This window comes from Haloferax sp. ATB1 (assembly GCF_000730175.1).
Genome location: NZ_JPES01000040.1, coordinates 1 through 21,169, shown reverse-complemented (window position 1 = coordinate 21,169; position 21,169 = coordinate 1). Strand labels below are relative to the sequence as shown.

Annotated in this window: 16 protein-coding genes and 2 pseudogenes; 7 read left to right on the top strand and 11 right to left on the bottom strand. The window is 62.6% G+C overall.

Annotated elements, in window-relative coordinates; genetic code table 11:
* The first annotated feature begins 1,828 nt into the window (after positions 1-1,828).
* Together ATB1_RS24320 and ATB1_RS06485 are read left to right on the top strand one after the other, a co-directional pair.
* Positions 1,829-3,366, top strand: a pseudogene (locus tag ATB1_RS24320) (alpha-N-arabinofuranosidase).
* A 78-nt stretch (positions 3,367-3,444) separates the two neighbouring features.
* On the top strand, positions 3,445-4,773 hold the full coding sequence (locus ATB1_RS06485) for a sialidase family protein (protein ID WP_042662771.1): 1,329 nt from the start codon (positions 3,445-3,447) through the stop codon (positions 4,771-4,773).
* Between the two features lie 9 nt (positions 4,774-4,782).
* Here ATB1_RS06485 and ATB1_RS06480 read toward each other — a convergent pair whose 3' ends face one another.
* The 4 genes from ATB1_RS06480 to ATB1_RS06465 form a co-directional block, all read right to left on the bottom strand.
* Positions 4,783-5,508 carry a hypothetical protein gene (locus ATB1_RS06480; protein WP_042662770.1) on the bottom strand — a complete coding sequence of 242 codons (726 nt, stop codon included), beginning with the start codon at positions 5,506-5,508 and terminating at the stop codon, positions 4,783-4,785.
* Positions 5,505-6,380: a carbohydrate ABC transporter permease gene (locus ATB1_RS06475; RefSeq protein WP_042662769.1), complete on the bottom strand. Its 876-nt coding sequence runs from the start codon at positions 6,378-6,380 to the stop codon at positions 5,505-5,507. Before ATB1_RS06475 ends, ATB1_RS06480 begins: the two co-directional genes overlap by 4 nt.
* Positions 6,373-7,248, bottom strand: a complete 876-nt coding sequence (locus ATB1_RS06470; protein WP_052367789.1) for a carbohydrate ABC transporter permease — start codon at positions 7,246-7,248, stop codon at positions 6,373-6,375. Before ATB1_RS06470 ends, ATB1_RS06475 begins: the two co-directional genes overlap by 8 nt.
* Before the next feature lie 63 nt (positions 7,249-7,311).
* Positions 7,312-8,697 carry an ABC transporter substrate-binding protein gene (locus tag ATB1_RS06465; protein WP_042662767.1) on the bottom strand — a complete coding sequence of 462 codons (1,386 nt, stop codon included), beginning with the start codon at positions 8,695-8,697 and terminating at the stop codon, positions 7,312-7,314.
* A gap of 204 nt (positions 8,698-8,901) precedes the next feature.
* Between ATB1_RS06465 and ATB1_RS06460 the strand changes: the two genes are divergently transcribed.
* Positions 8,902-10,035 (top strand): ABC transporter ATP-binding protein, encoded by a 1,134-nt coding sequence (locus tag ATB1_RS06460; RefSeq protein ID WP_082256299.1) that lies wholly within the window; start codon positions 8,902-8,904, stop codon positions 10,033-10,035.
* A gap of 237 nt (positions 10,036-10,272) precedes the next feature.
* Here ATB1_RS06460 and ATB1_RS06455 read toward each other — a convergent pair whose 3' ends face one another.
* The 3 genes from ATB1_RS06455 to ATB1_RS06445 form a co-directional block, all read right to left on the bottom strand.
* On the bottom strand, positions 10,273-10,647 hold the full coding sequence (locus ATB1_RS06455) for a fumarylacetoacetate hydrolase family protein (RefSeq protein WP_052367781.1): 375 nt from the start codon (positions 10,645-10,647) through the stop codon (positions 10,273-10,275).
* 1,030 nt (positions 10,648-11,677) lie between these two features.
* The gene (locus tag ATB1_RS06450; RefSeq protein ID WP_042662765.1) at positions 11,678-12,139 is read right to left on the bottom strand and encodes a nucleoside deaminase; all 462 of its coding nucleotides are present in this window, start codon (positions 12,137-12,139) and stop codon (positions 11,678-11,680) included.
* Positions 12,140-12,922: 783 nt separating this feature from the next.
* The gene (locus tag ATB1_RS06445; RefSeq protein ID WP_042662764.1) at positions 12,923-14,488 is read right to left on the bottom strand and encodes a PAS domain S-box protein; all 1,566 of its coding nucleotides are present in this window, start codon (positions 14,486-14,488) and stop codon (positions 12,923-12,925) included.
* A gap of 299 nt (positions 14,489-14,787) precedes the next feature.
* On the opposite strand from ATB1_RS06445, the gene ATB1_RS06440 reads away from it, so the two are divergent.
* From ATB1_RS06440 to ATB1_RS06430, 3 genes are all read left to right on the top strand, one after another.
* A complete protein-coding gene (locus ATB1_RS06440) occupies positions 14,788-15,972 on the top strand; it encodes an outer membrane lipoprotein carrier protein LolA (RefSeq protein WP_042662785.1) in 1,185 nt (394 codons plus the stop codon).
* Positions 15,973-16,315: 343 nt separating this feature from the next.
* Complete coding sequence (locus ATB1_RS06435) at positions 16,316-16,687, top strand: helix-turn-helix domain-containing protein (protein ID WP_042662763.1); 372 nt, start codon at positions 16,316-16,318, stop codon at positions 16,685-16,687.
* A gap of 1 nt (position 16,688) precedes the next feature.
* Positions 16,689-17,000, top strand: coding sequence for a hypothetical protein (locus ATB1_RS06430; RefSeq protein ID WP_042662762.1), 312 nt, complete (start codon positions 16,689-16,691; stop codon positions 16,998-17,000).
* A gap of 267 nt (positions 17,001-17,267) precedes the next feature.
* On the opposite strand, the gene ATB1_RS06425 is transcribed toward ATB1_RS06430, so the two are convergent.
* Positions 17,268-17,615: a hypothetical protein gene (locus ATB1_RS06425; protein ID WP_042662761.1), complete on the bottom strand. Its 348-nt coding sequence runs from the start codon at positions 17,613-17,615 to the stop codon at positions 17,268-17,270.
* Between the two features lie 154 nt (positions 17,616-17,769).
* On the opposite strand from ATB1_RS06425, the pseudogene ATB1_RS24500 reads away from it, so the two are divergent.
* Positions 17,770-19,040, top strand: a pseudogene (locus tag ATB1_RS24500) (DUF6498-containing protein).
* On the opposite strand, the gene ATB1_RS06415 reads toward ATB1_RS24500, so the two are convergent.
* The 3 genes from ATB1_RS06415 to ATB1_RS06405 all read right to left on the bottom strand — a co-directional run.
* Positions 18,962-19,702 carry an ABC transporter ATP-binding protein gene (locus tag ATB1_RS06415; RefSeq protein ID WP_082256298.1) on the bottom strand — a complete coding sequence of 247 codons (741 nt, stop codon included), beginning with the start codon at positions 19,700-19,702 and terminating at the stop codon, positions 18,962-18,964. The pseudogene ATB1_RS24500 and the gene ATB1_RS06415 overlap by 79 nt on opposite strands.
* The gene (locus tag ATB1_RS06410) at positions 19,702-20,583 is read right to left on the bottom strand and encodes an ABC transporter permease (protein ID WP_042662760.1); all 882 of its coding nucleotides are present in this window, start codon (positions 20,581-20,583) and stop codon (positions 19,702-19,704) included. The genes ATB1_RS06415 and ATB1_RS06410 overlap by 1 nt, the downstream gene beginning before the upstream one ends.
* On the bottom strand, positions 20,580-21,169 hold a 590-nt coding region (locus ATB1_RS06405), incomplete at its 5' end, for an ABC transporter permease subunit (protein ID WP_042662759.1). The genes ATB1_RS06410 and ATB1_RS06405, both read right to left, overlap by 4 nt.

Below are 21,169 nucleotides of genomic sequence, written 5' to 3'. Positions count from 1 at the left end.
CGGCGATTTCGTCCTGTATCTACCCGATGCTCGGGCGAACGTCTCTCTGTCCGGTGACGGTACTACCGTTTTGGTATACTACGGTGGACCTACGCCTTCAGCCTGTTCGCGTTCGATATCGCTGTCTCAGTCGCAGTCGGGGGAGGCCCGAAAGTTCGATGAACCGTATACCGCAATATCCATCTCGAACGAGTCTGACTTTCAGTGAGAATCGGTGTGTCGCAGGTATTGTGGAAACACGGCAGTCGGAGTATACAGGCTCGCTCGCTCGTCTTCGCGACGGTATCGCAGAACCCGGAGTTGCCGTTCTCTACTCGTTTTCGGTCTGCCAGCGTGCTAGACGCAGATAGAACGCTCGGTTCTCTGTAGCGGACGAGCGTTCCTCAGAAATGCAGGTCACTACATCTCGGTCGCGGTATCGTCTCGATGAGAACGCACCCAAACTGTCGGTAACCACGTGAACTCACCGGCGGTTATCGTGATTACGCGCCGGTTTATCGTACTCCCGCTGAAAAATGGCGGGGGAAAAAATAATATGGGGGCCAGTCTTAGGTGTACGTGGTCGACTGCGTAACCGACCAACGTGAGCCAGCGTGTCAGTCATATCTCGACGTGTCAGTACGCGACGAGTAGGTCTGTCCCGAAACTCATGAACGCCTGACAGCATCACGTCGAGTTCAGCACACCACCGCTACTCATCTTTTGCTCTCGATCGACGACGGCCTCAGTCACGAGTCTCGGAGTCGGGTTAGCGCTCCCCGATGTCGATTGAAAGCTACCCAGTCGTGAACCAGTCGAACTCCGACCGAGCTCTCGCGATAGTAGTTCCGTTCCGTTTTCCCCAGACGCGATATTGTTCTCGATGATAGAACCCCCGCCTACCAATCGCCGTGGCATCTGAGCCGACACATCGGTTCCGTCTACTGTTCCTCGCAGTGTTCAACGGTTTCGACGCGGGGAAACGCGGACCCAACCGATCGACGACGCTTCGAATAACGGGTGCGTATCGCAAATCACGATTCCGAGGCGACGACGGTTCCCAGAATCGGTTGAGACTGTCGAAATCGGTGTGGAAGTACAGAGATGGTGGCTACCTGATGCGACCGACGGGAGTATCGAGCAATCGCCTCGGACGGGACGGTGAGGGGTTGGAGGCCTGACGGAGTTTTGGTATACTGAAGGTGGTTCGCGGACGCCGACGAGATGCCGACGACGGGAACACCTCGAATGGAATCACAGTTGCATCAACGCTGTCGAACTCAGTCTGACTGCTCGTTCCGTCGACCACCAGCGACTGTTCAGTATGACGGAACAGTATCTCGATTGTCGTGACATCGACTGAAAACTCTATCTTCGTAGAATATCCGTTGGTGGACCGATGATAATTACACATATATGTCTGTAATCCTACGTCGTAGGATGGTGTAGTCCGGTTCTGACATAGGGAATTTAATCGAGAGCAGAATGGTCGTGTCGGCGACGGATTTACTAGTCGTGGCTTCTTACCGTATCGCCGTACTTGGGCCAGTTTGGACTCTCCGTCACATACTATCGTCTGTAGCGCATCACGTCCAGACCGGGGGCGACGTACGCCCGGCTCGGCCGTCTTCTCGTTCCGACGGTGCGGATTCGTCTCGTGGTCGTGTCTCGGACCGGTGTCTGGTCGACTACACATGTCGTCCGGTGTGGAGATGACCTCCGCGTCTGGACTCGTGACCCGTCCGTCGGGGTGTCGAGACTGCCGCAAGGCGTGCTTACCGTAGTCTGACTCGTGTACACTGAACACAAGGCACAATAGTTATTTAACCGGCTACTAATGTGAAAATGTATGCAGAGTGAAGTACGCGTTAGCAGCCACGAGCCGATAGATTACATCTCGAAGAACATCTACGGTCACTTCGCCGAACACCTCGGGCGGTGTATCTACGGTGGCCTCTGGGTCGGTGATGACGACAGGGTCGAGACCGAAGACGGCCTCCGAATGGACACCGTGTCGCTGCTCCGCGGACTGAATATGCCGGTGCTCCGCTGGCCGGGGGGCTGTTTCGCCGACGACTACCATTGGGAAGACGGTATCGGCCCGCGCGACGAGCGCCCCCGCCGCCGAAACCTGTGGTGGACGCAGGGGCGCGAAAACGTCCCGGAAGAGTCCAACGAGTTCGGGACCGACGAGTTCCTTCGCCTCTGCCAACTCCTCGATACGGACCCGTACATCGCGGTCAACGTCGGGTCGTCGACGCCGCAGGAAGCGCTCGACTGGATCGAGTACTGCAACTACGGCGGCGACACGGAACTCGCCGACAGGCGGCGAGAGAACGGGCAAGAAGGAGCCGTACGGGGTGAAGTACTGGGGCATCGGGAACGAGAACTGGGGCTGTGGCGGTCGGTTCGCGCCGGACGAGTACGCCGACGAGTACCGCCGGTTCGCGAACTACTTCAACGGCTTCGATAAGCTGATGAACGAGGACTCCACCGAGTTCATCGCCTGCGGACACCTCACGGACGACTGGAACAAGGTCTTCTTCGACAGCCTCAACGGCGGTATGGAGTTCGGCCCCGGCTCGTTCCTCGGCATGGGCTCGCCGTTCAACTTGATGGACCACTTCTCCGTCCACCGCTACTATCAGGCGGGCGGCGACACCGACTTCACCGACGAGCAGTACTACAAGATTTTCGCGCGCGCACAGAAGGTCGGTGGCGACATCGACCGTGCGGCCGAGACGATTTCGGAGTACGTCCCGGAGGGCGAAATCGGCATCATTGTCGACGAGTGGGGCGTGTGGCACCCAGAGGCGCGAAGCGACAACGGACTGGAGCAGGAAAACACCGTTCGGGACGCGCTGACGACCGCCGGCGTGCTCGACCTCATCCACGCGCGGGCCGACGTCGTCTCGATGGCGAACATCGCACAGTTGGTCAACGTCCTGCAGTGCCTCGTCCAGACCGACGAAGAGGCCGCGTGGCGCACGCCGACGTATCGCGTCTTCGACCTCTACGAGAACCACATCGGCCAGACGGCGCTCGAAACGAGCGTCGACACGGAAAAGCGCGCTATCGAGGGCGAGGACCACGACGTTCCGATGGTCTCGGCGTCGGCTTCTGAGGGCGACGGAGAGCTGTTCGTCACGGCCTCGAACCGCCGTCACGACGAACCGGAGACTGCTCACCGTCGACGTCGGGTCGTCGTCGTACTCGGTGTCCACGGCCACCGTCCTGTTCGAGGGCAACGACATCCGCGAGTACTCCACGAAGGAGAACGCGGACTCGTTCGAAGCCAGCCCTCTGGACGTCACCGACGAGGGAGACGGAACTATCACGTTCGAAGCGCCGCCGGCGTCCGTCGTCGGCCTGACGCTGACGGAGTAACGGAGCCGCCGTCGTTCTTTTTTGAGCTGACAGCGGGGATACAGTTATTATGGTGCCGTGTGAACATATAGCAGCGTCATGAGCGAACGCGATTCCATTCGCCAGCATAGCCGTCGGAAGTACCTCGCCGCGGTCGGCGCCGTCGGGGCCGCAGCAGTCGGGTCTACCGGCGCTATCGCGGGCAGAGGCCGCGACGACGAACAGACAGACGTCGAAGGAACGCTGTACTCGCCTCCGTCGGACGCGCCCGCTCCCGGGTCGCTGTATCCCCGAGTCACGCGACTGAAACACGGGTCGGGAAAGGGCGGCGAGAAGCAGTTGCTCGCGACGTTCGAGTTCTACCCGTCGATGAGCGGCGGGTCGGAGCCGTACTTCCCCGTCTACCGGAGCACCGACGGAGGAGAGAGTTGGTCGAAGTTCTCCGAGATTCACGACACGAGCGGGAAGGACTGGGGACTTCGGTACCAGCCGACGCTGTTCGAACTCCCGCACGCGGTCGGTTCGTGGCCGGCCGGGACGGTCCTCGCCGCCGGGAACTCCATCCCGATACTCGACGACCCCGAAGACGTCCCCGAGGGCGAGATCGGCGAACTCGGCGAGACGAGCATCGACCTGTACGCCAGCACCGACCGCGGGGAGTCCTGGGAGTTCGTGAGCACCGTCGTCACGGGCGGCAAGGCCGTCCCCTACGACGGGAACAGCCCCGTCTGGGAGCCGGAACTGGGGCTCGACGACGACGGGAACCTCGTCTGTTACTTCGCCGACGAACGGATGGGGAGCGACGACGACTACAATCAGCTGGTCGCGTACAAAGCCTCCGAGGACGGCGGCCAGTCGTGGGGCGACGAGCAGTTCGTCGCGGCCATCCCGGACGAGACGACGCGCCCGGGGATGCCCACCGTCACCCCGCTCCCCAACGGCACGTACATGATGAGCTACGAGGTCATCGGGCCGGACTACCTGTACGGCGAGGTCCACGTCAAGACCTCGCCGGACGGCCGCGACTGGGGCGACCCGACCGACGTGGGAACCCTCGTCTCGACGGCCGACGGTCGGCGGTTCATCAACGGTCCGTACGTGACGTGGACGCGGGCCGGCGGCAAAGACGGAACGATACTCGTGTCTGGAAAACAGCTCGTCGACGGGAACCGAGACCTCGCCGAGGGGAACGGTGAGGTCGTGCTCGCGAACTCGAACCTCGACGGGAGCGGCGACTGGGAGGCGGTCGACGCCCCGCTGTCGTTCGAGACGGAGAGCGAACTCGACGGCCGGGCGTTCGTCGGTTGGACGACGCCGCTGCTTCCCTCCCGGCACGGCGACGAACTGCTTCAACTGACGTCGACCGCGGCCGACGCGGAGCTGTGTGAGATTAACTACGGAGTGGCCTCGTTACGGTTGGACGACTGACGGGGGCGTTTACCGCCCGGACGTCGTCGAAACGTCGTTTTTTCGGCCGTCTCCGGCGATAGGACGCTCCTTCGAGACGGTCGCTTCGGTCGCGTCCGTCTCCTCGCCGTCTGACGAGTCGTCCGTCGAGGCGACCAGTTCCGTGTGGAACGCGGCCGCGAGCGCGGGGAACACGAGCGGGAGCGCAATCGTCAGCACCGCACTCGCGAGCAAGAGCGTCCCGGTGACGATACCGACGAGCACGGTCGCGACCGGGTTCTCGACCGACCACCGGTATCCGCCCGTGACGGCGTCGACCGCGTCCGCGCCGTCGGCGAGCGAGACGAACGCCAAGGCGAAGACGACCCAGGCGTGATACGCCAGGTAGAAGCCGACCGCACCGAAGACGCCCGAAAGGGGGTCGCCCGTCGCCGCGTACTGTCCCAGATAGAGGACGGCGATGGCCGGGAACACGACCAGCAGCCCGCTGAACAGGACCGAATCAAGCCAGTGGGCTGCAAGCGTCTCCCTGACCGCCTCGCGGTCGACCCGACCGTTCTCTCGGACGGACCGAACCGCACCGTACGCGCCCAGCGTCGCCGGCCCGATGGTGACGAGCGGGAGGGACGCGAGGACCCACCCGACGCTGATCGCCACCATCGGCAGGGGGTGGCGGTACACCTGCCGGGCCGCGGTCGCGAGCGCGCGATGAACGCCGACGGTGGGGTCCGCGGCGTCGCCGTCACTCGTAGTCATCCCGTCGCGCCCTGCATCTGCACCGCGCGCACGATCTGTCCCTGGAAGATGAGGTAGATGATGAACAGCGGCAGGGACCCCAGAATCGCGACGGCCATGTGGAGACCGGGCGTGTCGATGTTCCCCTGATAGAGGTTCACGAGCCCGATGGGGAGCGTGTAGGCCGTCTCGTTCGACAGCACGAGCAGGGGCCAGAGGAACGCGTTCCAGTTGTAGACGAACATGAACAGCGCCAGCGCCGAGAGAATCGGCTTCGCGAGCGGCAGGATGATGCGCGTGTACACTTGGAAGGTGGTGAACCCGTCGAGTCTGGCCGCCTCCTCGTACTCGACCGGGATGTCTCTGAAGAACTGATACAGGAGGAACACGCCGAGCGGGCTGGCGGCCGCCGGCATGATCACGCCCCAGTAGGAGTTAATCAGCCCGAGGTCCGAGACGATCTGGTACAGCGGGACGATGTTCATGTAGTACGGAACCATGAAGCTCGCGAGGATTATCCCCATGATGACGCCCTGTCCGGGCCAGTCCAGCCGGGTGAGCGAGAACGCGATCATCGAGTCGATGACCACGATGAGAATCGTCGCCCCGCCGGCGATGATGAACGTGTTGATGGTCCACTCCACGACGAGCGTGTTGTTCAGCAGGTACTGGTAGTGTTCGAGCGTGATGGGTTCTCCCACGAGCGGCGGAATCCAGTAGGGCTGCGGGTCGCGCAACAGCTCGTTCGGCTGGAACGACCGTGAAAGCGTGTACAGGTACGGGACCGACATGAGGAACGCGAGCCCGTAGAGGAACACGTGCAACAGGGCGTTTCGAACGGCGTCCTCGGTCAGGTAGGAGCTGACCGAGCGCGATTGCGTCGTTTCAGTCATTTGAATCACCGATTACTTTGAAGTTCACGATTGCGATGAGGATGAGGATGGCGACCAGCACGTACCCCATTGCCGCGCCGTAGCCGAACTGCTGTTGGGAGAACGCGCTCCGGTAGAGGTAGTAGACCAGCGTGTCCGAGGAGTCGCTCGGGCCGCCCTGCGTCATGATGTAGGGCTGTGCGAACACCTGGAACTGGAGGATGAACTGGACCATGACGACGAACACGACCGAGTTTCGCATCTGCGGGAGCGTGATGTCCTTGAACGCGCGCCAGCCGGTCGCGCCGTCGAGCCGGGCGGCCTCGTAGAGCCGTTCGGGGATGCTCTGCCGGGCGGCGAGGAAGATGACGAAGTTGAAGCCGACGAGCCACCACACCGTCATGAACGCGAGCGACGCCATCACGAGGTCAGACGAGGTGAGCCACCCCGGCGGGTTCTCCATGACGAAGCCGAGGTAGTAGTTGATGAGCCCGTAGCTCTGGGAGTACACCTGTCCCCAGACCAGCGCCACGACCGCGACGGTCAGAACGTACGGGCTGAAGTAGATGGCACGGAGCGTCCGCTTACCGGCGACGTCTCGGTTCACGCCGAGCGCCATCACGAGTCCGAGGAGTACGAGCGCCGGGACCGAGACGGCGACGAAGAGGAGCGTTCCCTCCATGGCGTTGTAGAACACCGGGTCCTGAAACAGTTCGACGTAGTTCTGGAGGCCGACCCACTCCGTCTGTGTGAGGTCGAACTTGTTCGGGTAGGTGTGGAGGCTCATGTAGAGGCCTCTCACCGCGGGCCAGACGAGGAACACCGTGAATACGGCGAGGTACGGAAGCGACCAGAGGGCACCCTCGATGGTCTCCTTGCGGAAGCCCATGATTGTCTTGCTGTTCGCCGCGGTCTCACCTCCCGTGATGCGTTCTGCTATCCCCATGTGTACTTACTCCGAGATGCCGTTGGAGACCGTCTCGATGCCGGACTGAATACCCGACTGCGGGTCGGTGTTGTGCGCCCAGATGTCGACGAGCCAGGTGTACCAGTTCTGCGCGTTCGGGTCGCCGTTCGGGACCTTCGGGTGGTAGAAGTAGTCGCCGTTCTCGGCCATCTCGACGTACTTGTTGAGCGTCTTGTCGTAGTACGGGCTGTTCTGGAAGGCGTCGGACTCGTAGATGCTGTTCGCGGCGGGCAGGTGACCGGCCTCGGCACCCCACGAGGGGTTCTGCGTGGTCATCCAGTGGGCGACCTCGGCGGCGATCTCCGACTTGGCGTCGCTCCGGCCCTCCTTCTTCGGGAGGACGATGGAGTGGCCGTCGGCCCAGACCTTATCCTGCTGTTTGTTCGGTCCGACGGTCGGCTCGAAGAAGCCCCAGTTGAGGTCCTCGACACCGGAGAGGGCCGCGACGTACCACGTTCCGTTCATCGCCATCGCGCACGTCCCGTTCTGGAACGCGTTGTTCCCCCACGTGTCCTCGCTCGTGGCGGGGGCCCAGCCCATGTCGCCGGTCATGTCTGAGAACAGTTGGGCGATGTTCGTGCCGGCCTCGTTGTCGAAAGTCGGGTTCCACTCGTCGTCGTAGAGGTTCCCACCCTGCTGTTTGACCCACGTGCTCCACGTCCGGAACGACCCGAACCCGTCGTTGTACGGCGACTGGGTGAACGCCGCCGCGTCGGTGTTCTCGGCGACTGCGTTGCCCGCTTGCTGGAACTCAGACCAGTTCGTCGGCGGGCTCTCCGGGTCCAGTCCGGCCTGCTCGAATAGGTCTTTGTTGTAGTACACGCCGATGGGGTGCATGTCCATCGGCAGCGCGTTGACGTTGCCGTCGACCGTGACGAGGTCCCAGTGGCTCGCGGTGTAATCGCTCTCGATGGAGGCCGTGTCGGTGTAGGTTCCCATCGCGTCGATACCGCCGTCCCACGCCCGAAGATACGCCGCGTGCATGACCGCCATGTCGGGCGCTTGCCCTCCCGAGAGCGCGGTGAACAGCTTGTTGTAGTACTCGTTCCACGGCGTTCGTTGCCGATTGATAGTCACCTCCGCGTCGGTGTCGAGCGGCTGTTCCTCGTTGAACTTGTTGACGATGCTCTCCATGATCGGCCCTTCGCCACCGCTGAACAGCTCCCAGAACGTGATCTCGTAGGATTCGCTTCTCGTGTCGCCGGAACTGCCGCCGTCGGTGTTATCGCCACCGCTGCCATCGCCGTCACTGCCACTGCCGTCGCCGTTGTCGCCGTTACCGGCGCAGCCTGCGAGTGCGACGGTCCCTGTGACTCCTGCCGACTTGATAAACTTTCGACGGGTGCTACTAGTGAAGGCTTCTCGAACCATGTGTCACATCTACATGTAGGGGCAGGGATTAAACTATTTTCCGTGACTAATACTGCCGGTAGATGCGGTCGGACTCGTCCCCGTCGGTAGTCCGCCGCGGACGTACGGGAGCGGACGGAGCTCAGAACACATTCTGCTCCCGATTGATTCGGTCTGAAAAACGTAACCACAACTATTATTAGTTCTCTTGGCAACCCACGCAGTATGAGTACTGTTAGCATCGAAAGCGTGCGGAAAGTCTACGGCGGCGACTCGGACATCGTCGCCGTCGACGACATCAGCTTCGAGATAGCAGACGGGGAGTTTCTGACGATTGTCGGTCCCTCGGGGTCGGGTAAGTCGACGTTGCTCCGGATGATTGCGGGTCTGGAAGATATCACGGACGGGACGATACGAATCGGAGACAGGGTCGTCAACGGGGTACAGCCGCAGGACCGCGACGTCGCAATGGTGTTTCAGAACTACGCGCTGTACCCGCACATGACCGCGCGGAAGAACATGAGCTACGGGTTGCAGTTGACGACCGACCTCCCGGAAGAGGAGATCGACAAGCGGGTGACGGAGGCGGCGGAGATGATGGGCGTCACGGACCAACTCGACAAGTATCCCGGGAACCTCTCGGGGGGGCAGCAACAGCGCATCGCCACGGGCCGCGCCATCGTGCGCGAGCCGTCGGTCTTCCTGTTCGACGAACCGCTCTCGAATCTGGACGCCAAACTCAGACTGCACATGCGGACGGAGCTTCAGCAGCTACAGGACACGCTCGGGACGACGACGGTGTACGTCACCCACGACCAAGAGGAGGCGATGACGATGTCCGACCGCATCGCGGTCGTCGACGGCGGCGAACTCCAGCAGATAGGGACGCCGGAGGAGATATACAACGAACCGCGGAACCTGTTCGTGGGCGACTTCGTCGGGAACCCGCCGATGAACCAGTTCGAGGTGCAGTTGTCCGGGTCGTCGCTGGTCGCCGACGGCTTCAGTTACGACCTCCCCGAGCGGGTCCTCGAACGCATCGACCGATACGCGGACGGTATCGACGAGTTCGTGCTCGGTATCCGCCCCGAGAACATCACGCTCACAGACGGCGGCGAGCCGAACGCGGTTCGCGCGTACCTCGACGTCCGCGAGCCGGTGGGTTCGGACAACTACCTCCATTTCGACATCAACGGCGACGAGTGTTGGGTCCGCGTGCCCGGTGACGTCAAACCCGACACGAATCAGGAACTCTCGTTGGCCTTCGACGAGGAGCGACTGCATCTCTTTCGGCGCTCGGACGGCATTAACATTCTCTCTCGCGGCGAACAGCCGTTAGAGGCGGCGGCGGGCCAATAGGCCGATAGCAGTCCTGTCAACTCGACGATTCGGCGCGCCAGCGAAGATGACCGACTGAAACCAGCGTTTCCCCCGAGCGAGACGCAAGTGAGGCGGGCCTGACTCGTCGCCAAACGACCTGTCGTCGGTATTCAGCGCACACGACCGGGCGCGGTGACCCTATCGACGGTCCCGTGGGCCCCGTGTGTTCAACCCGGCGGAAGACTGGGCCCCCGTCGATAGCTGTCGGTGTGGAACTCATACGGTGATGACGGAGTTCGAGAGGACCCCGACTCCTTCGACGATGGTATCGACGCGGTCGCCCGCTTGGAGGTCGAACGGCTGTTCGGGGTCGAGCGAGGTACCCGTGAGGATGACCGCCAGTTCGGGGACCGCGTTGTGGCGCGTGACATACGACACGAGTTCCTCACAGCCCCGGACCATCTCGCTCGTGTTCGTGGCTAATCCGTGCGGGCCATCCACACCTTCGGACGTGACCACGGACGGGCCGATAGAACAACAGCGGTGGTAGACCTTCGCCTGTGGGAGGGACTCGCCACCCGAGCCACGTCCCCGAACGTCCGAAGGTCGGCGTCGGCGCTCTCTCGACACCTCAAGCTGGTGGTACTCCATTCAAAACCTCGCTTATAATCGAATCTACTGAACTTCTGTTCTGTGGGACTCGTACCACGCGTCGTCTCCGCAGTCCGGGAGATAAGCGCACTCGTTCTGAGTAACAGAATACTGGTGGCTCCGTTGTGCGTGAGTGCGGGTCCGGGTGCGTAACTGAGACTAAGCAGGACACCTCGTCGCTCTCGTCGGGTGACAGTAGGGCTATCCGTTGTTAGACGTTCGAGCTATCTTTGAGTTGACCTACTGTTCGAGCCGTATGGCGGTGTTAGTACGTTGATATCTAGTTCTCGTTTTCAGAACCCATCCGCGCGAACTCCTCTGTACCACTCTGATTATTTGGTCTGAAGGCCCCCATTCTCGCACCTGAAATTACGGATATAGTGGTGTAATGAATTTCTCACTCAAACTCATTATTAGCCGTAAAGGGCCCACAGAGGGATGTAGGCCCGTCTCCGAAAATCATTCTGCGATTCGGAACAAGCTCTCGTTAATCGGCATCGGTTCGTCGCCTCTCGGTCGAGTGAGCATTTCGATACCAACCGACTACGGGTCGGTCCGTAATTCGACACCAACCCCTCCGTGTCACCCAGCCATATCAATTTCAAATACTACTAAGAGACTAGTCAAATAGCTACCACAGATTTCCGAACGACTACTGTTGTCGAACGCATCTCGTCTATCGCCGAACCGGTAAAGCACCCACAATAGCCCTCAAACACCCGTTTAGCGTGAAAAAGAGCTATTCGGAGACCGACGTGAGAAAGCGAATGGCTCGTTCAGTTCAAATACAGTTTCGTCGGCAGAACGTGAATTTCATGGACAGAACAGGCCGCTATCGGAATAAATATCTCGACAGGTGGGCCCGAACGTCCGTCCATCCGGGATCAACCAGTGGGTGAAGTAAGAATAGGTTCTAGACCAAGGTATTCGAAAATAATATCGGATTTTCTATTGTTCGAAGCTCCCAGGTTGCGGGCGTTCGCGCTCCGGCCGAGTCGGTGTTTAGTCGCAGTGAAAGCCGGGCAGATTCCTACCACTCGTACGCTCGGTGAACTCGCCGGGCCTCCTCGTTCAGCACAGGGCCGACGACTTCGGTGACGCCGTCGAGAACCGCGGCCGACCGAACGCCCGGAGCCGACCCGACGAACTCCCCGATTTCGTCGCCGCCGACGCCGTACACGACGCGTGCGAACCCGGCGGTCGCCATTCCGCCGGCGCACATGGGACAGGGCTCAGTACTGGTGTACATCACCATCGCCGCTCGCTCGTCAGCGTCGTACTCCCGGCACGCTCGGTAGGCGAGGTGCAACTCGGGATGGCGTCGGATGTCGGACTCCGTCACGATGCGGTTCGAGTCGTGCATGATGACCTCGTCGTCGCGGACGAGCACGGACCCGAACGGCTCGTCGCCGCGAGCGGCGGCCTCCCGAGCGAGCTCGAAACTCTCGCGCATGTGTGTCTCGTGGTCGAAGTCGTCGAAATTCGTCGTCACAGTCGCCTACTGACGCTCGAACGCGAGTTAAATCGAACGGCGCTCGAACAATCTGAATACTTCAGATTATCTAGAGAGCGTGGATTTAGCAGATTTCCTCGGTTGTTCGAGGCTCCCGAGTTCTCTGGAGAATCGACAGTCGGTAGATTTCTCGACTAGAAGAAGTATCTGAGTCACTCACCTACTTTTGGTAATCTGAATAATCCACGACACTCAGATATAATCCGTTATCCGAGTTCCGCACCCGTGACTAGTCATCGCTATATGGATTATCTGCCAAACCCAAGTAATCCGAATTATGTAAATCTCCTAGGCTGCGTTCATAATCTCTCTCGGAGAGATTTCTTGGCGACGGCGGACGAGTTACGCAACCCCAATACGCGATAGTATCTGGATAATTCGGATACTCTGGAAAATCGAGCGCCTCCCCGCGATTCGCGTTCGGACACAGATTCGACGCGGCTGAATCGGTGATTATGTGGGAAATCCAAGTTCAGTGAATATTGCAAATTATTCGAGATATGTGAATAATTGAGATGTTCCTGGTTACGTATCTCTTCAATCGTGGGCACCGAATCTACGGAACCGACGCTATCGAAATAGCATGAAATATCCGCATAATCCACATCGTTCAGAAATTCAGAAACTCCTGGATAATCTAAATAATTGAGCGTATCTGGGGAACGTCGTCTGCCTCATCATCCCACCGTAATCCAGAACGCCGTCGTTGTCGACCCGAGTTCTCCGTCCGTGCAGAACGGGGTGCGCGGTCCGAATCGGTCGTCAGTTCTCCGGCGTGGGGAGCCTCACTTCGACCGACGACCCGCGTTCGTCGCGATTCGCGATAGAGACTTCGCCGTCGAACTGCGTGACGAACCAGTGGACGGTCCACAGTCCCATCCCGCTCCCGTGTGCCAGCTGGGTCTCTTTCCCGCGTTTCAGAATCTCGCGTTCGATCCGCGGGATGCCGGGGCCGTTGTCCTCGACCGTGATTGCGACTCGCTCGCCGGAGAGTCGGCGCGACGCGACCGCAACCACGGGACAGTCCTCGTCGTTGTGGACGATGGCGTTCTGTACGAGTTCGTCGAGCGCGAGGTACAGCGAGTGTTCGCCCGCGAGTACGGTCTGTTCGCCCGGTTCGAGTCGAATCTCTACCTCGGGGTATTTCCGCTCGTAGATCTGTTTGAGGTCGGTGAACACGTCGTCGACGCGAACCGGGCGTCTGTCGGCGTCCTCCTTCACGACGCTCTCGAATCGACGAGCCTTCTCGCCGGTCGCCATGAGCCCGTCGGCGTTCTCGATGATTCGGTTCGTCTTCGACACCATCGCGTCCGCCGAGAACTTGCTCGCCGCGTCGACCAACTTGTCGAGCGTCCGCAGTTCCGTGTCGATGCCCTTGGTCGTCTCGCTGATGTTCTCCAGCGTTTCGTGTAACCGTTTGTGGTCGTCATCGCCCAGCGCCGGGATATCGACCCCGTCGAGGTCCCGACGAAGCTCCCGCGCGTAGCCGCTGACGATGTTGAGGTTGTTCCGAAGGTTGTGGCGAAGCACTCGATTCAGCACCATGAGTCGCTCTTCGCGCTCCTTTCTGTCCGAGATATCGCGCACCGCGCCGCGGACGTTCGTTCGGTCGCCCGTCGGCTCGCCGCGGACTTGGACCCACCGCGTTCGCCCCGTCGCCGTTATCACTCGCATCTCGATGTCGAACGGCTCGCCGTCGGTTCGCGCGCCCTCGATAGCCCCGTCGATAATCTCGTGGTCGTCTTCGTGAAAGTGGTCTCTGAGTTCGTCGAGCGTCAGTTCCGCGTCGGGCGGGATATCCACCAGGCGTTTGGTTCCATCGGTCAGCTGTAGGTCGTCGGTCTCGTAGTCGACTTCCCACCCGCCGATATCGGCCAGTTGCTCGGTGCGTTCGAGTCGGTCTCGGCTTCGCTCCAACTCTTGTCGGTACTCGTAGGTCTCTGTGACGTCCCGGACGATCTTCGTGAAGCCCTTGAGTTCCCCGGCGTCGTCGTTCAGCGCGCGGACGGTCACGTGCGCGAGGATGCGCGACCCGTCTTTCCGGACGCGCCACCCCTTCTCCTCGTAACTCCCCTCGGATTCGGCGATTGAGAGCACCGTCTCGGGGGACGTGCCGTCGCCCTCGTCGGGGTAAAACACGGAGAGGTGGCGACCGATAATCTCGTCGCGCTCGTAGCCTTTGATCCGCTTCGCACCCTCGTTCCACGTCGCCACGAACCCGTCCGCGTCGAGGAGAAATATCGCGTATTCGGTCACCTCCTGAAAGAACTCTCGGAGAATGAGGTCGGCTTCGACGTGTTCGAACAATCCAACCGGCTCGTCTGACATTACTGTTTGTATACCTCCTAGGCGTGCATTAATCTACCCGAGACTCGGCGGGTGAACCACTCGGATGCCTGTTCGTTCACGGACGTCGCGTGCTTGTCGCCGGGAAACTGCGTCACAACGTCGTCTCGGACCGAACGCCGGATATCCCGCGAAAGCGAGTGGATGGGATGGCCGAACTGACCCCCGCGACGGAGCTATCGCTGTCGGTCGGTGTCGGTTCGACCGTCCCCGTCGTCCAGAAGTATTTAGCCGTCGGCTCCCAGACACGCAGTCGAACTCCCTGTCAGGGTGCAACCAGCATGACCCGCCCTCCACTCCACCTCAACCGACGCACGCTCGCCGCGTTCGTGCTTCTCGCCGTCGCGCTCTCCGCGGTCCTCTGGACGACGGGGGGCGCGATAGGTGACGCGAACCCCTCGGTCGACGCGAACGTGACCGAGCGCTACCGCGGCATCGACACGCTCACCGGAACGCAGACGGTCGAAGTTCGAGCCAACGGCACGACGACGTCCCGGACCGTCGCCGACGTGACGCTCGTCCCGGAGACCGAGCGGAAGCGCGTGGACTTCCGGAGCGCCGCGAATCGACAGTACGACCAGCAGGTCTCGAACGGGTCGACGCTCTGGCTTCACGACACAGACGGTGCTGAGGTCACCGTCATCGAACTGACGGGGCCGCCGGCCGAGTCGCGGACGGCCGAACGGCTCCAACTGCTCGTCGCGGCCGCGGGGCTGACCGACGACGCCGGTCGTCCGCAGTCCATCGGCGTGTCACCGCTCCCCGTCGTGCCGCGGCACGCCGGTGCCGCCCCGCGAGCCGACGCGAACCGCAGCTACGCCGTCGAGTTCGTCGAGACCGAGACCGTCGGCGGGCGCGAGGCGTACGTCCTCGACATCGCGCCCGAGACGAATCGGAGCGAGGCGGGCTACCACCAGCGGTTGTGGCTCGACACCGAGCGGTTCTACCCGCTTCGCAAACAGACCGCGTGGACGGCCGACGGGACTCGGCGGTCGGTGACGACGACGTATACGAACGTGACGTTCGACGCGTCGCTGTCGGCCGACGCGTTCCGACCTGACATCGACGCTAACACGACCGTAGAGCGCAAGCGGACACCGAACACGGAGTGGTTCCGGAACAGAGCCGACTTGGAAGCGCGGAGTTCGATTTCTGTTCCGGAGCCGACGGTCCCGCCCGCGTACGAACTGGTCTACGCCACGCGGACCACCGGCCGCATCGACGGGGTCGGACTCCGCTACGCCGCCGGCAGCCGCGAACTCACGGTCGCGAAGTTCAACTACACCCTCGATATCGACGCCGACGAGCGTGACGCGACGGTGGGTGGCCAACCGGCGACTATCGACTACGGACCGACCACCTCGGTATCGTGGAACTGCGACGGCTACGGCTACACCGTCCGCGGGACTGGCGTCGAGACCGACCGTCTCGTCGGAGTCGGTCACTCGGTCGGCTGTCCCGCCTGAAACCGCGCGAATTTCTGGGTCAGAAACTGGCCCCCTTTTTATATCATCTACCGGCACATCGGTTGAACTGCGATGGGCCCCGCCGAACCGATACCGTACTGCCCTCCCGAGCAGTACCGTACTGTGCCCTCTGACAGCACTCCGGCACCCATCGCGGTCATCGCTGACGCGACAGCCCCTCCACAGCATCGCCGTGCTGCCCCGCAGCACCGTCGAACCAATCCGCAGCCCCACCGTGCTATCCCGACAGCCCCATCGTACATCCGTCCCGAGCCGGTCGCCGCGACCAACAGGGGTGGAAACCCGTGGGCCTATTAGTCCGACGAGCAGTCATTCGACCACCGTGAGTGAGGAACCGGCGCTGGGTGATGTTCTCGACCTCCTCAGCGACGAGTACGCCCGGGACATCCTCGCAGCGACGAGTACCAAACCAATGTCCGCACAAGAGCTTGCCGACGAGTGTGAAATGTCCAAACCGACGGTCTACCGTCGGGTGGAACGATTACAAGCGTACGGACTCCTCGACGAGCAGACCGAGATTCGAACCAGTAACAACCACTACAGCGTCTACACCGCCACGCTCTCCGAGTTCTCCGTCGAATTAGACGACGGCTCGTTCGAGGCGTCGCTGACGCGCACCGGCGACGAGTCGTTCCCCGGCGAGGGGGAACCCGACACCGCCGACCGCTTCAAACGGATGTGGGAGGACCTCTGAGATGGCGACCCTGTCGGCCGTCCTCGACTGGCTCATCGTCGCGCTCGCCCTCGGGTCGACGCTCGTCGGGGGCTACGTCGGCTATCAGGCCTATCGCGGCTACCGCCGTCACGACAGCCGGACGATGCGGGCGCTCTCCGCGGGTCTGTTCCTCCTCACCGCCCTTGCGTTCGGCGTCGCCTTCGTCGGCTCGGTGCTCCTGCGTCAGGGCTACATCGGCCTCCAGTACCAGCAGCCGCTCACGCTCGTCACGCGGCTGTTCCAGTTCTGCGGCGTCCTCCTCATCGCCTACTCGTTACATTCGCGAGGGTAGTCCGTTCGCGGGCCGTCGCGGCGGTCCCGCCGGGCGCTACTCTCCACTCACGTTCACCTCGCACTCTCTCCTCACTCGTCGCTCATTCATCGCTCACTCGTCGTCAACCCTGAAGCGACAGGTCCGAAGCCCGCCTCACGGGTGCGCGAGCTTCCGGAACCCTTGGGGACGACGCCGACCACCGTGAGGGGGTCATCGTACGCGTCGCTTCGTTCGTCCGTATGCGCATCTGACAAAACGCTTTCGACCGGCCTCGGCGGCGCGCGACTACTCGGGGAGCGATTCGTAGTCGGCGACCGTCAGCGCCTGTCCGAAGAGCATCAGCCCGATTCCGGTGATGCCAGCCGGGACCGAGAGGGAGAGCAGCAGCGAGAAACTGAGCGCGCCGATGCCGCCCCCGAGCGCACCCCGCTTTCGGTCGCTCCAGCGTTGGTCTCCGAACCGGAAGAGTCGCTTCCAACCGTCGCGGTGGCGGAGGACGAGCGCGGTCGTCGCCGCGTACAGCGGAGCGATTGCCACGGGAAGCAACCCCGGCGCGTCGGCGGCCGAGACGGCCGCACCGGCGACAGCGAGACCGACGACGAGCGAGGCGAGGTATCGAACGGAGGGACGCACGCATTCTAGATGATTGGTTGACAGTATCAATCTTGTTTTCCGGTCGCGGAGGCGCGGTTCCGACCGCCCGACGTGAGTCAGACCACCTAACTGTTCCGAGCGAAATGTCTCTGCAGTAACAATGCTCACTCCCAGCGAGAGACGGCGAGCGAAAGTGGCGGTGTTGATGGCGGTCAACGCCGTGCCCCTCGTCGGCGTGCTCGCGCTCGACTGGTCGCTCGTGGCGCTGTTGGCGGTCTACTGGGTCGAACTCGGCGCGTGCCTCGTCGGTGCCGCGGTGGAGGCGCTGTTCGCGGAGGGCAAGCCGACCTACGACGCGAACGGCTTTTCGTGGCTCGTGTTCGGTGCTCTGTCGGAAAAGCGCGGGCGCATCAATCTCCCCGTCCTGCCGCTGTCGATTCAGGTCGCGAATCTTCCGGCCATCTTGATGACCCTCGCCGTCGGAAGCGTGGGGTGGGCCCTCTTCGGTGCAATCGGGGTCGGCGGCGTCGGGGAGACCACGGGCGCGACGATGACCGATGGAGAAACGCTTTCGGTCGGGTTGGGTGTCGTCGCGGTGGTCTTCGGTCGAGCCGTCGACGTGGGACGGTACTTGATCGGCGGGACTTACACGTCGGTCCCGCCGCAGCAACCGCTTCAGTCGGCGCTCGTGTCGATGGCGGGAACCGGCTCGGCGCTCCTCATCGGCGGGGGATTCGTCATTGCGGGTGCGCCCCCGACCTCCCGTTCGTAGCTGGCGTTCGTCCTCGCGGTGAAACTGCTCGCCGATATCGTCGACGTCTACCGCGACCGACTGGAAGCGTACGACGAGCGCACGTCGGTCGAACTCGGACTCGCTCCCGACATCCCCGAGTGGGAGCGAATCGAGAGCACGCGGGACGGCTCAGACATCGTCCGACCGAGACCGTCGGCGGTCGTCGTTGGCGGAGTCGTCCGCGGGCTTCGCTCCCCGCTTTCGGTCCTGCTGGTGGCCGGATCGACGCTGGTCGGCCTGTTCAGCACCGCGATGACCGGACGGGGTCGCGGTCGAACTGGTTCGGGGGAGCCGTGGTGATTGCGGTGGGATTCGCCGCACTGGGCGTCTTCGACTGGTCGTTCCGGTATCTGGCGATGGAGTACCGCGCCGACGACGAGGACGGAGGGAACGGGCGACTCGTCGGCTACGACCGGCTGTTCGGGCCGCAGTGGCGACTCGCTTCCGAGCCGCGGTCCGAACTAGAGCGCGTCCGGAGCGCCACCGACCGACTGTTCGGAACCGAGACGCTTCGGCTCGAACGCGATGACCGCGTGTACCGACTGCCGCACCTCTCCTCGGACGCCGTCGATATCGCGTCGCCACGGTCGAATCACCAGCTGACGAACGGGAGGTCGGGGGCGTCGAGCGCGACGAACTCCGAGACGAACTCGTTCGCCGGCGATTCGTAGATCTCTCGGGGCGTGCCGACCTGTTCGACGCGACCCTCGTTCAGCACCGCGACGCGGTCGCACATCACCATCGCCTCCTCCTGGTCGTGGGTGACGTAGAGGCCGGTGACGTCCAACTCGGCGAGGAGCACGCCGATTTCGGTCCGCAGGCGCGCCTTCAGTTGGGCGTCGAGCCCCGTCATCGGCTCGTCCAAGAGGAGGACGTTCGGCTCGATGGCGAGCGCGCGAGCCAGCCCGACGCGCTGTTGTTGGCCGCCGGAGAGCGTCGTCGGGTCGCGGTCGCCCATCTCGCCGATGTCGAGCATTTCGAGCAGTTCCTCGGCTCGGTTCCGTCGCTCGCGCTTCCCGACGCCCCGCATCTTCAGCCCGAACGCGACGTTCTCGGCGACCGTCATGTTGTCGAACAGGGCGTACTCCTGGAAGACCAATCCGACGTTTCGGTTCTCCGGGGGGACGTTCGTCACGTCCTCGCCGTCGAACCTGACCGCGCCGTCGGTCGGCGTCTCGAAGCCGGCGACGGTTCGAAGCGTCGTCGTCTTCCCGCACCCCGAGGGGCCGAGCACGCCCAGAATCTCGCCGTCCGAGACAGTCAGTGAAACGCCGTTCAGCGCCGTCGTGTCGTGGTAGTCCTTTCGGACCGCGTCTAGTGTCACGTCTGCCATTAGCTACCTCTGGTGTCGAATCCGCGGCGACCGACCCGCTGTAGGAGGAGGGTGACCGCGACGATGATGAAAAAGAACATCGACACGGCGGCCGCCGCCTTGGTGAACGAACTGTTCGAGATGTGTCGCTGCAAGAACAGCGCCAGCGGCTGGGTGCCTTTCGCCCAGACGATGTACGAGAAGTTGAACTCCGCGGCCGCGAGCGCCCAACAGATGATGGCTCCCGAGACGATGCCCGAGCGGGCGTTCGGTACGATGACCGTCAGGAACGTCCGCGGCCACGACGCCCCCAGCGAGCGGGCCGATTCCTCCAGTTGTCGCAGCGGCATCGACTCGAACTCGCTTTGCGCGGCCATCACCATGAACGGCGCTTTCAAAAGCGAGTAACCGACGATGAGCCCGAAGCTCGTCGCCGAGAGGTCCGGGTAGGCCCGGAGGAACGCGACGCCCAAGATGACGCCCGGAACGAGCGGGAGCACCGAGACGGCGTTGACCCACTCTTTCCCCGGGAACTCGTAGCGAGAGACCGCGTACGCGATGGGCACGCCGACGACGAGGTTGATGAGAACGCCGCCGAGCGCCAATCCGATGCTGAACGCCAGCTCCGCCGGGACCAACACCGAAAGCGTCTCGCCGCCGAGCGGGAGGCTGAACAGGGGGTCCCATCCCATACTGCGCTGTGAGCCAATCGTATCCGCGAGCCCCAGCACCGCCCGCCAGTTCTCGAAGGTGACGAACCCGGAGGGGACGACGCCGGTCCAACTCGCGGCGAACGAGGCGACGATCGTGAGCACGATGGGCGCGATGAGGAACGCGACCGTCGAAAACAGGGCCAGCGTCACGGCCGACCGTCCGAACCGGCGCGAGAGGGACGGCGTCATATCCCGACCTCCGCGCTGGTGTACCGAAGCCCGAGGACGGTGAACAGGAACGTGAACGCGAAGTAGACGGTCGCCATCGCGCCGGCGACCTGCACGTCGTAGCCGACGCCGAGTTCCCGCGAGAGCTGGAGCGTCCAGACGACGAGCGTCTGGATGACGACGAGCGTCCCGAAAATCGCCAGTCCCGTCCGGAACGTGAGAATCAGCGCCCCGGTGATGCCCGGTCGAATCTGCGGGAGGGTGACGTACCGGAACGTCTCGAACGGCGTCGCGCCGAGCGCCTGGGCGGCCTCCTCGGCGGCCGAGTCGACCTCGGCGTACGTCCCGCGGAGGATGAGCGTCGCGCGCGGCACCATCGAGTACACGAAGGCGACGAACAGCCCCGGGACGCTGACCGCAAAGGCGAGGTCGGTGGGCCGACTCCCGGTGAGGGCGGCCGCGAGCGCCGTGACGACGCCGTTGTTCCCGAACAGCACCAGAATCATGAACGCGGCGACGATGCCGGGGAGGCTGATGGGAAACGAGACGAGCGTGACGAGGAGGTCCTCGCTGGGCAGGTCGTACTTTTCGAGGGCGTGCGCGATGG

Coding starts and splice junctions, on each gene's coding strand:
- ATB1_RS06485 (WP_042662771.1), top strand. CDS start 3,445: ATGAGCGAACGCGATTCCATTCGCCAGCATAGCCGTCGGAAGTACCTC.
- ATB1_RS06480 (WP_042662770.1), bottom strand. CDS start 5,508: ATGACTACGAGTGACGGCGACGCCGCGGACCCCACCGTCGGCGTTCAT.
- ATB1_RS06475 (WP_042662769.1), bottom strand. CDS start 6,380: ATGACTGAAACGACGCAATCGCGCTCGGTCAGCTCCTACCTGACCGAG.
- ATB1_RS06470 (WP_052367789.1), bottom strand. CDS start 7,248: ATGGGCTTCCGCAAGGAGACCATCGAGGGTGCCCTCTGGTCGCTTCCG.
- ATB1_RS06465 (WP_042662767.1), bottom strand. CDS start 8,697: ATGGTTCGAGAAGCCTTCACTAGTAGCACCCGTCGAAAGTTTATCAAG.
- ATB1_RS06460 (WP_082256299.1), top strand. CDS start 8,902: ATGAGTACTGTTAGCATCGAAAGCGTGCGGAAAGTCTACGGCGGCGAC.
- ATB1_RS06455 (WP_052367781.1), bottom strand. CDS start 10,647: ATGGAGTACCACCAGCTTGAGGTGTCGAGAGAGCGCCGACGCCGACCT.
- ATB1_RS06445 (WP_042662764.1), bottom strand. CDS start 14,488: ATGTCAGACGAGCCGGTTGGATTGTTCGAACACGTCGAAGCCGACCTC.
- ATB1_RS06440 (WP_042662785.1), top strand. CDS start 14,788: ATGACCCGCCCTCCACTCCACCTCAACCGACGCACGCTCGCCGCGTTC.
- ATB1_RS06430 (WP_042662762.1), top strand. CDS start 16,689: ATGGCGACCCTGTCGGCCGTCCTCGACTGGCTCATCGTCGCGCTCGCC.
- ATB1_RS06415 (WP_082256298.1), bottom strand. CDS start 19,702: ATGGCAGACGTGACACTAGACGCGGTCCGAAAGGACTACCACGACACG.
- ATB1_RS06410 (WP_042662760.1), bottom strand. CDS start 20,583: ATGACGCCGTCCCTCTCGCGCCGGTTCGGACGGTCGGCCGTGACGCTG.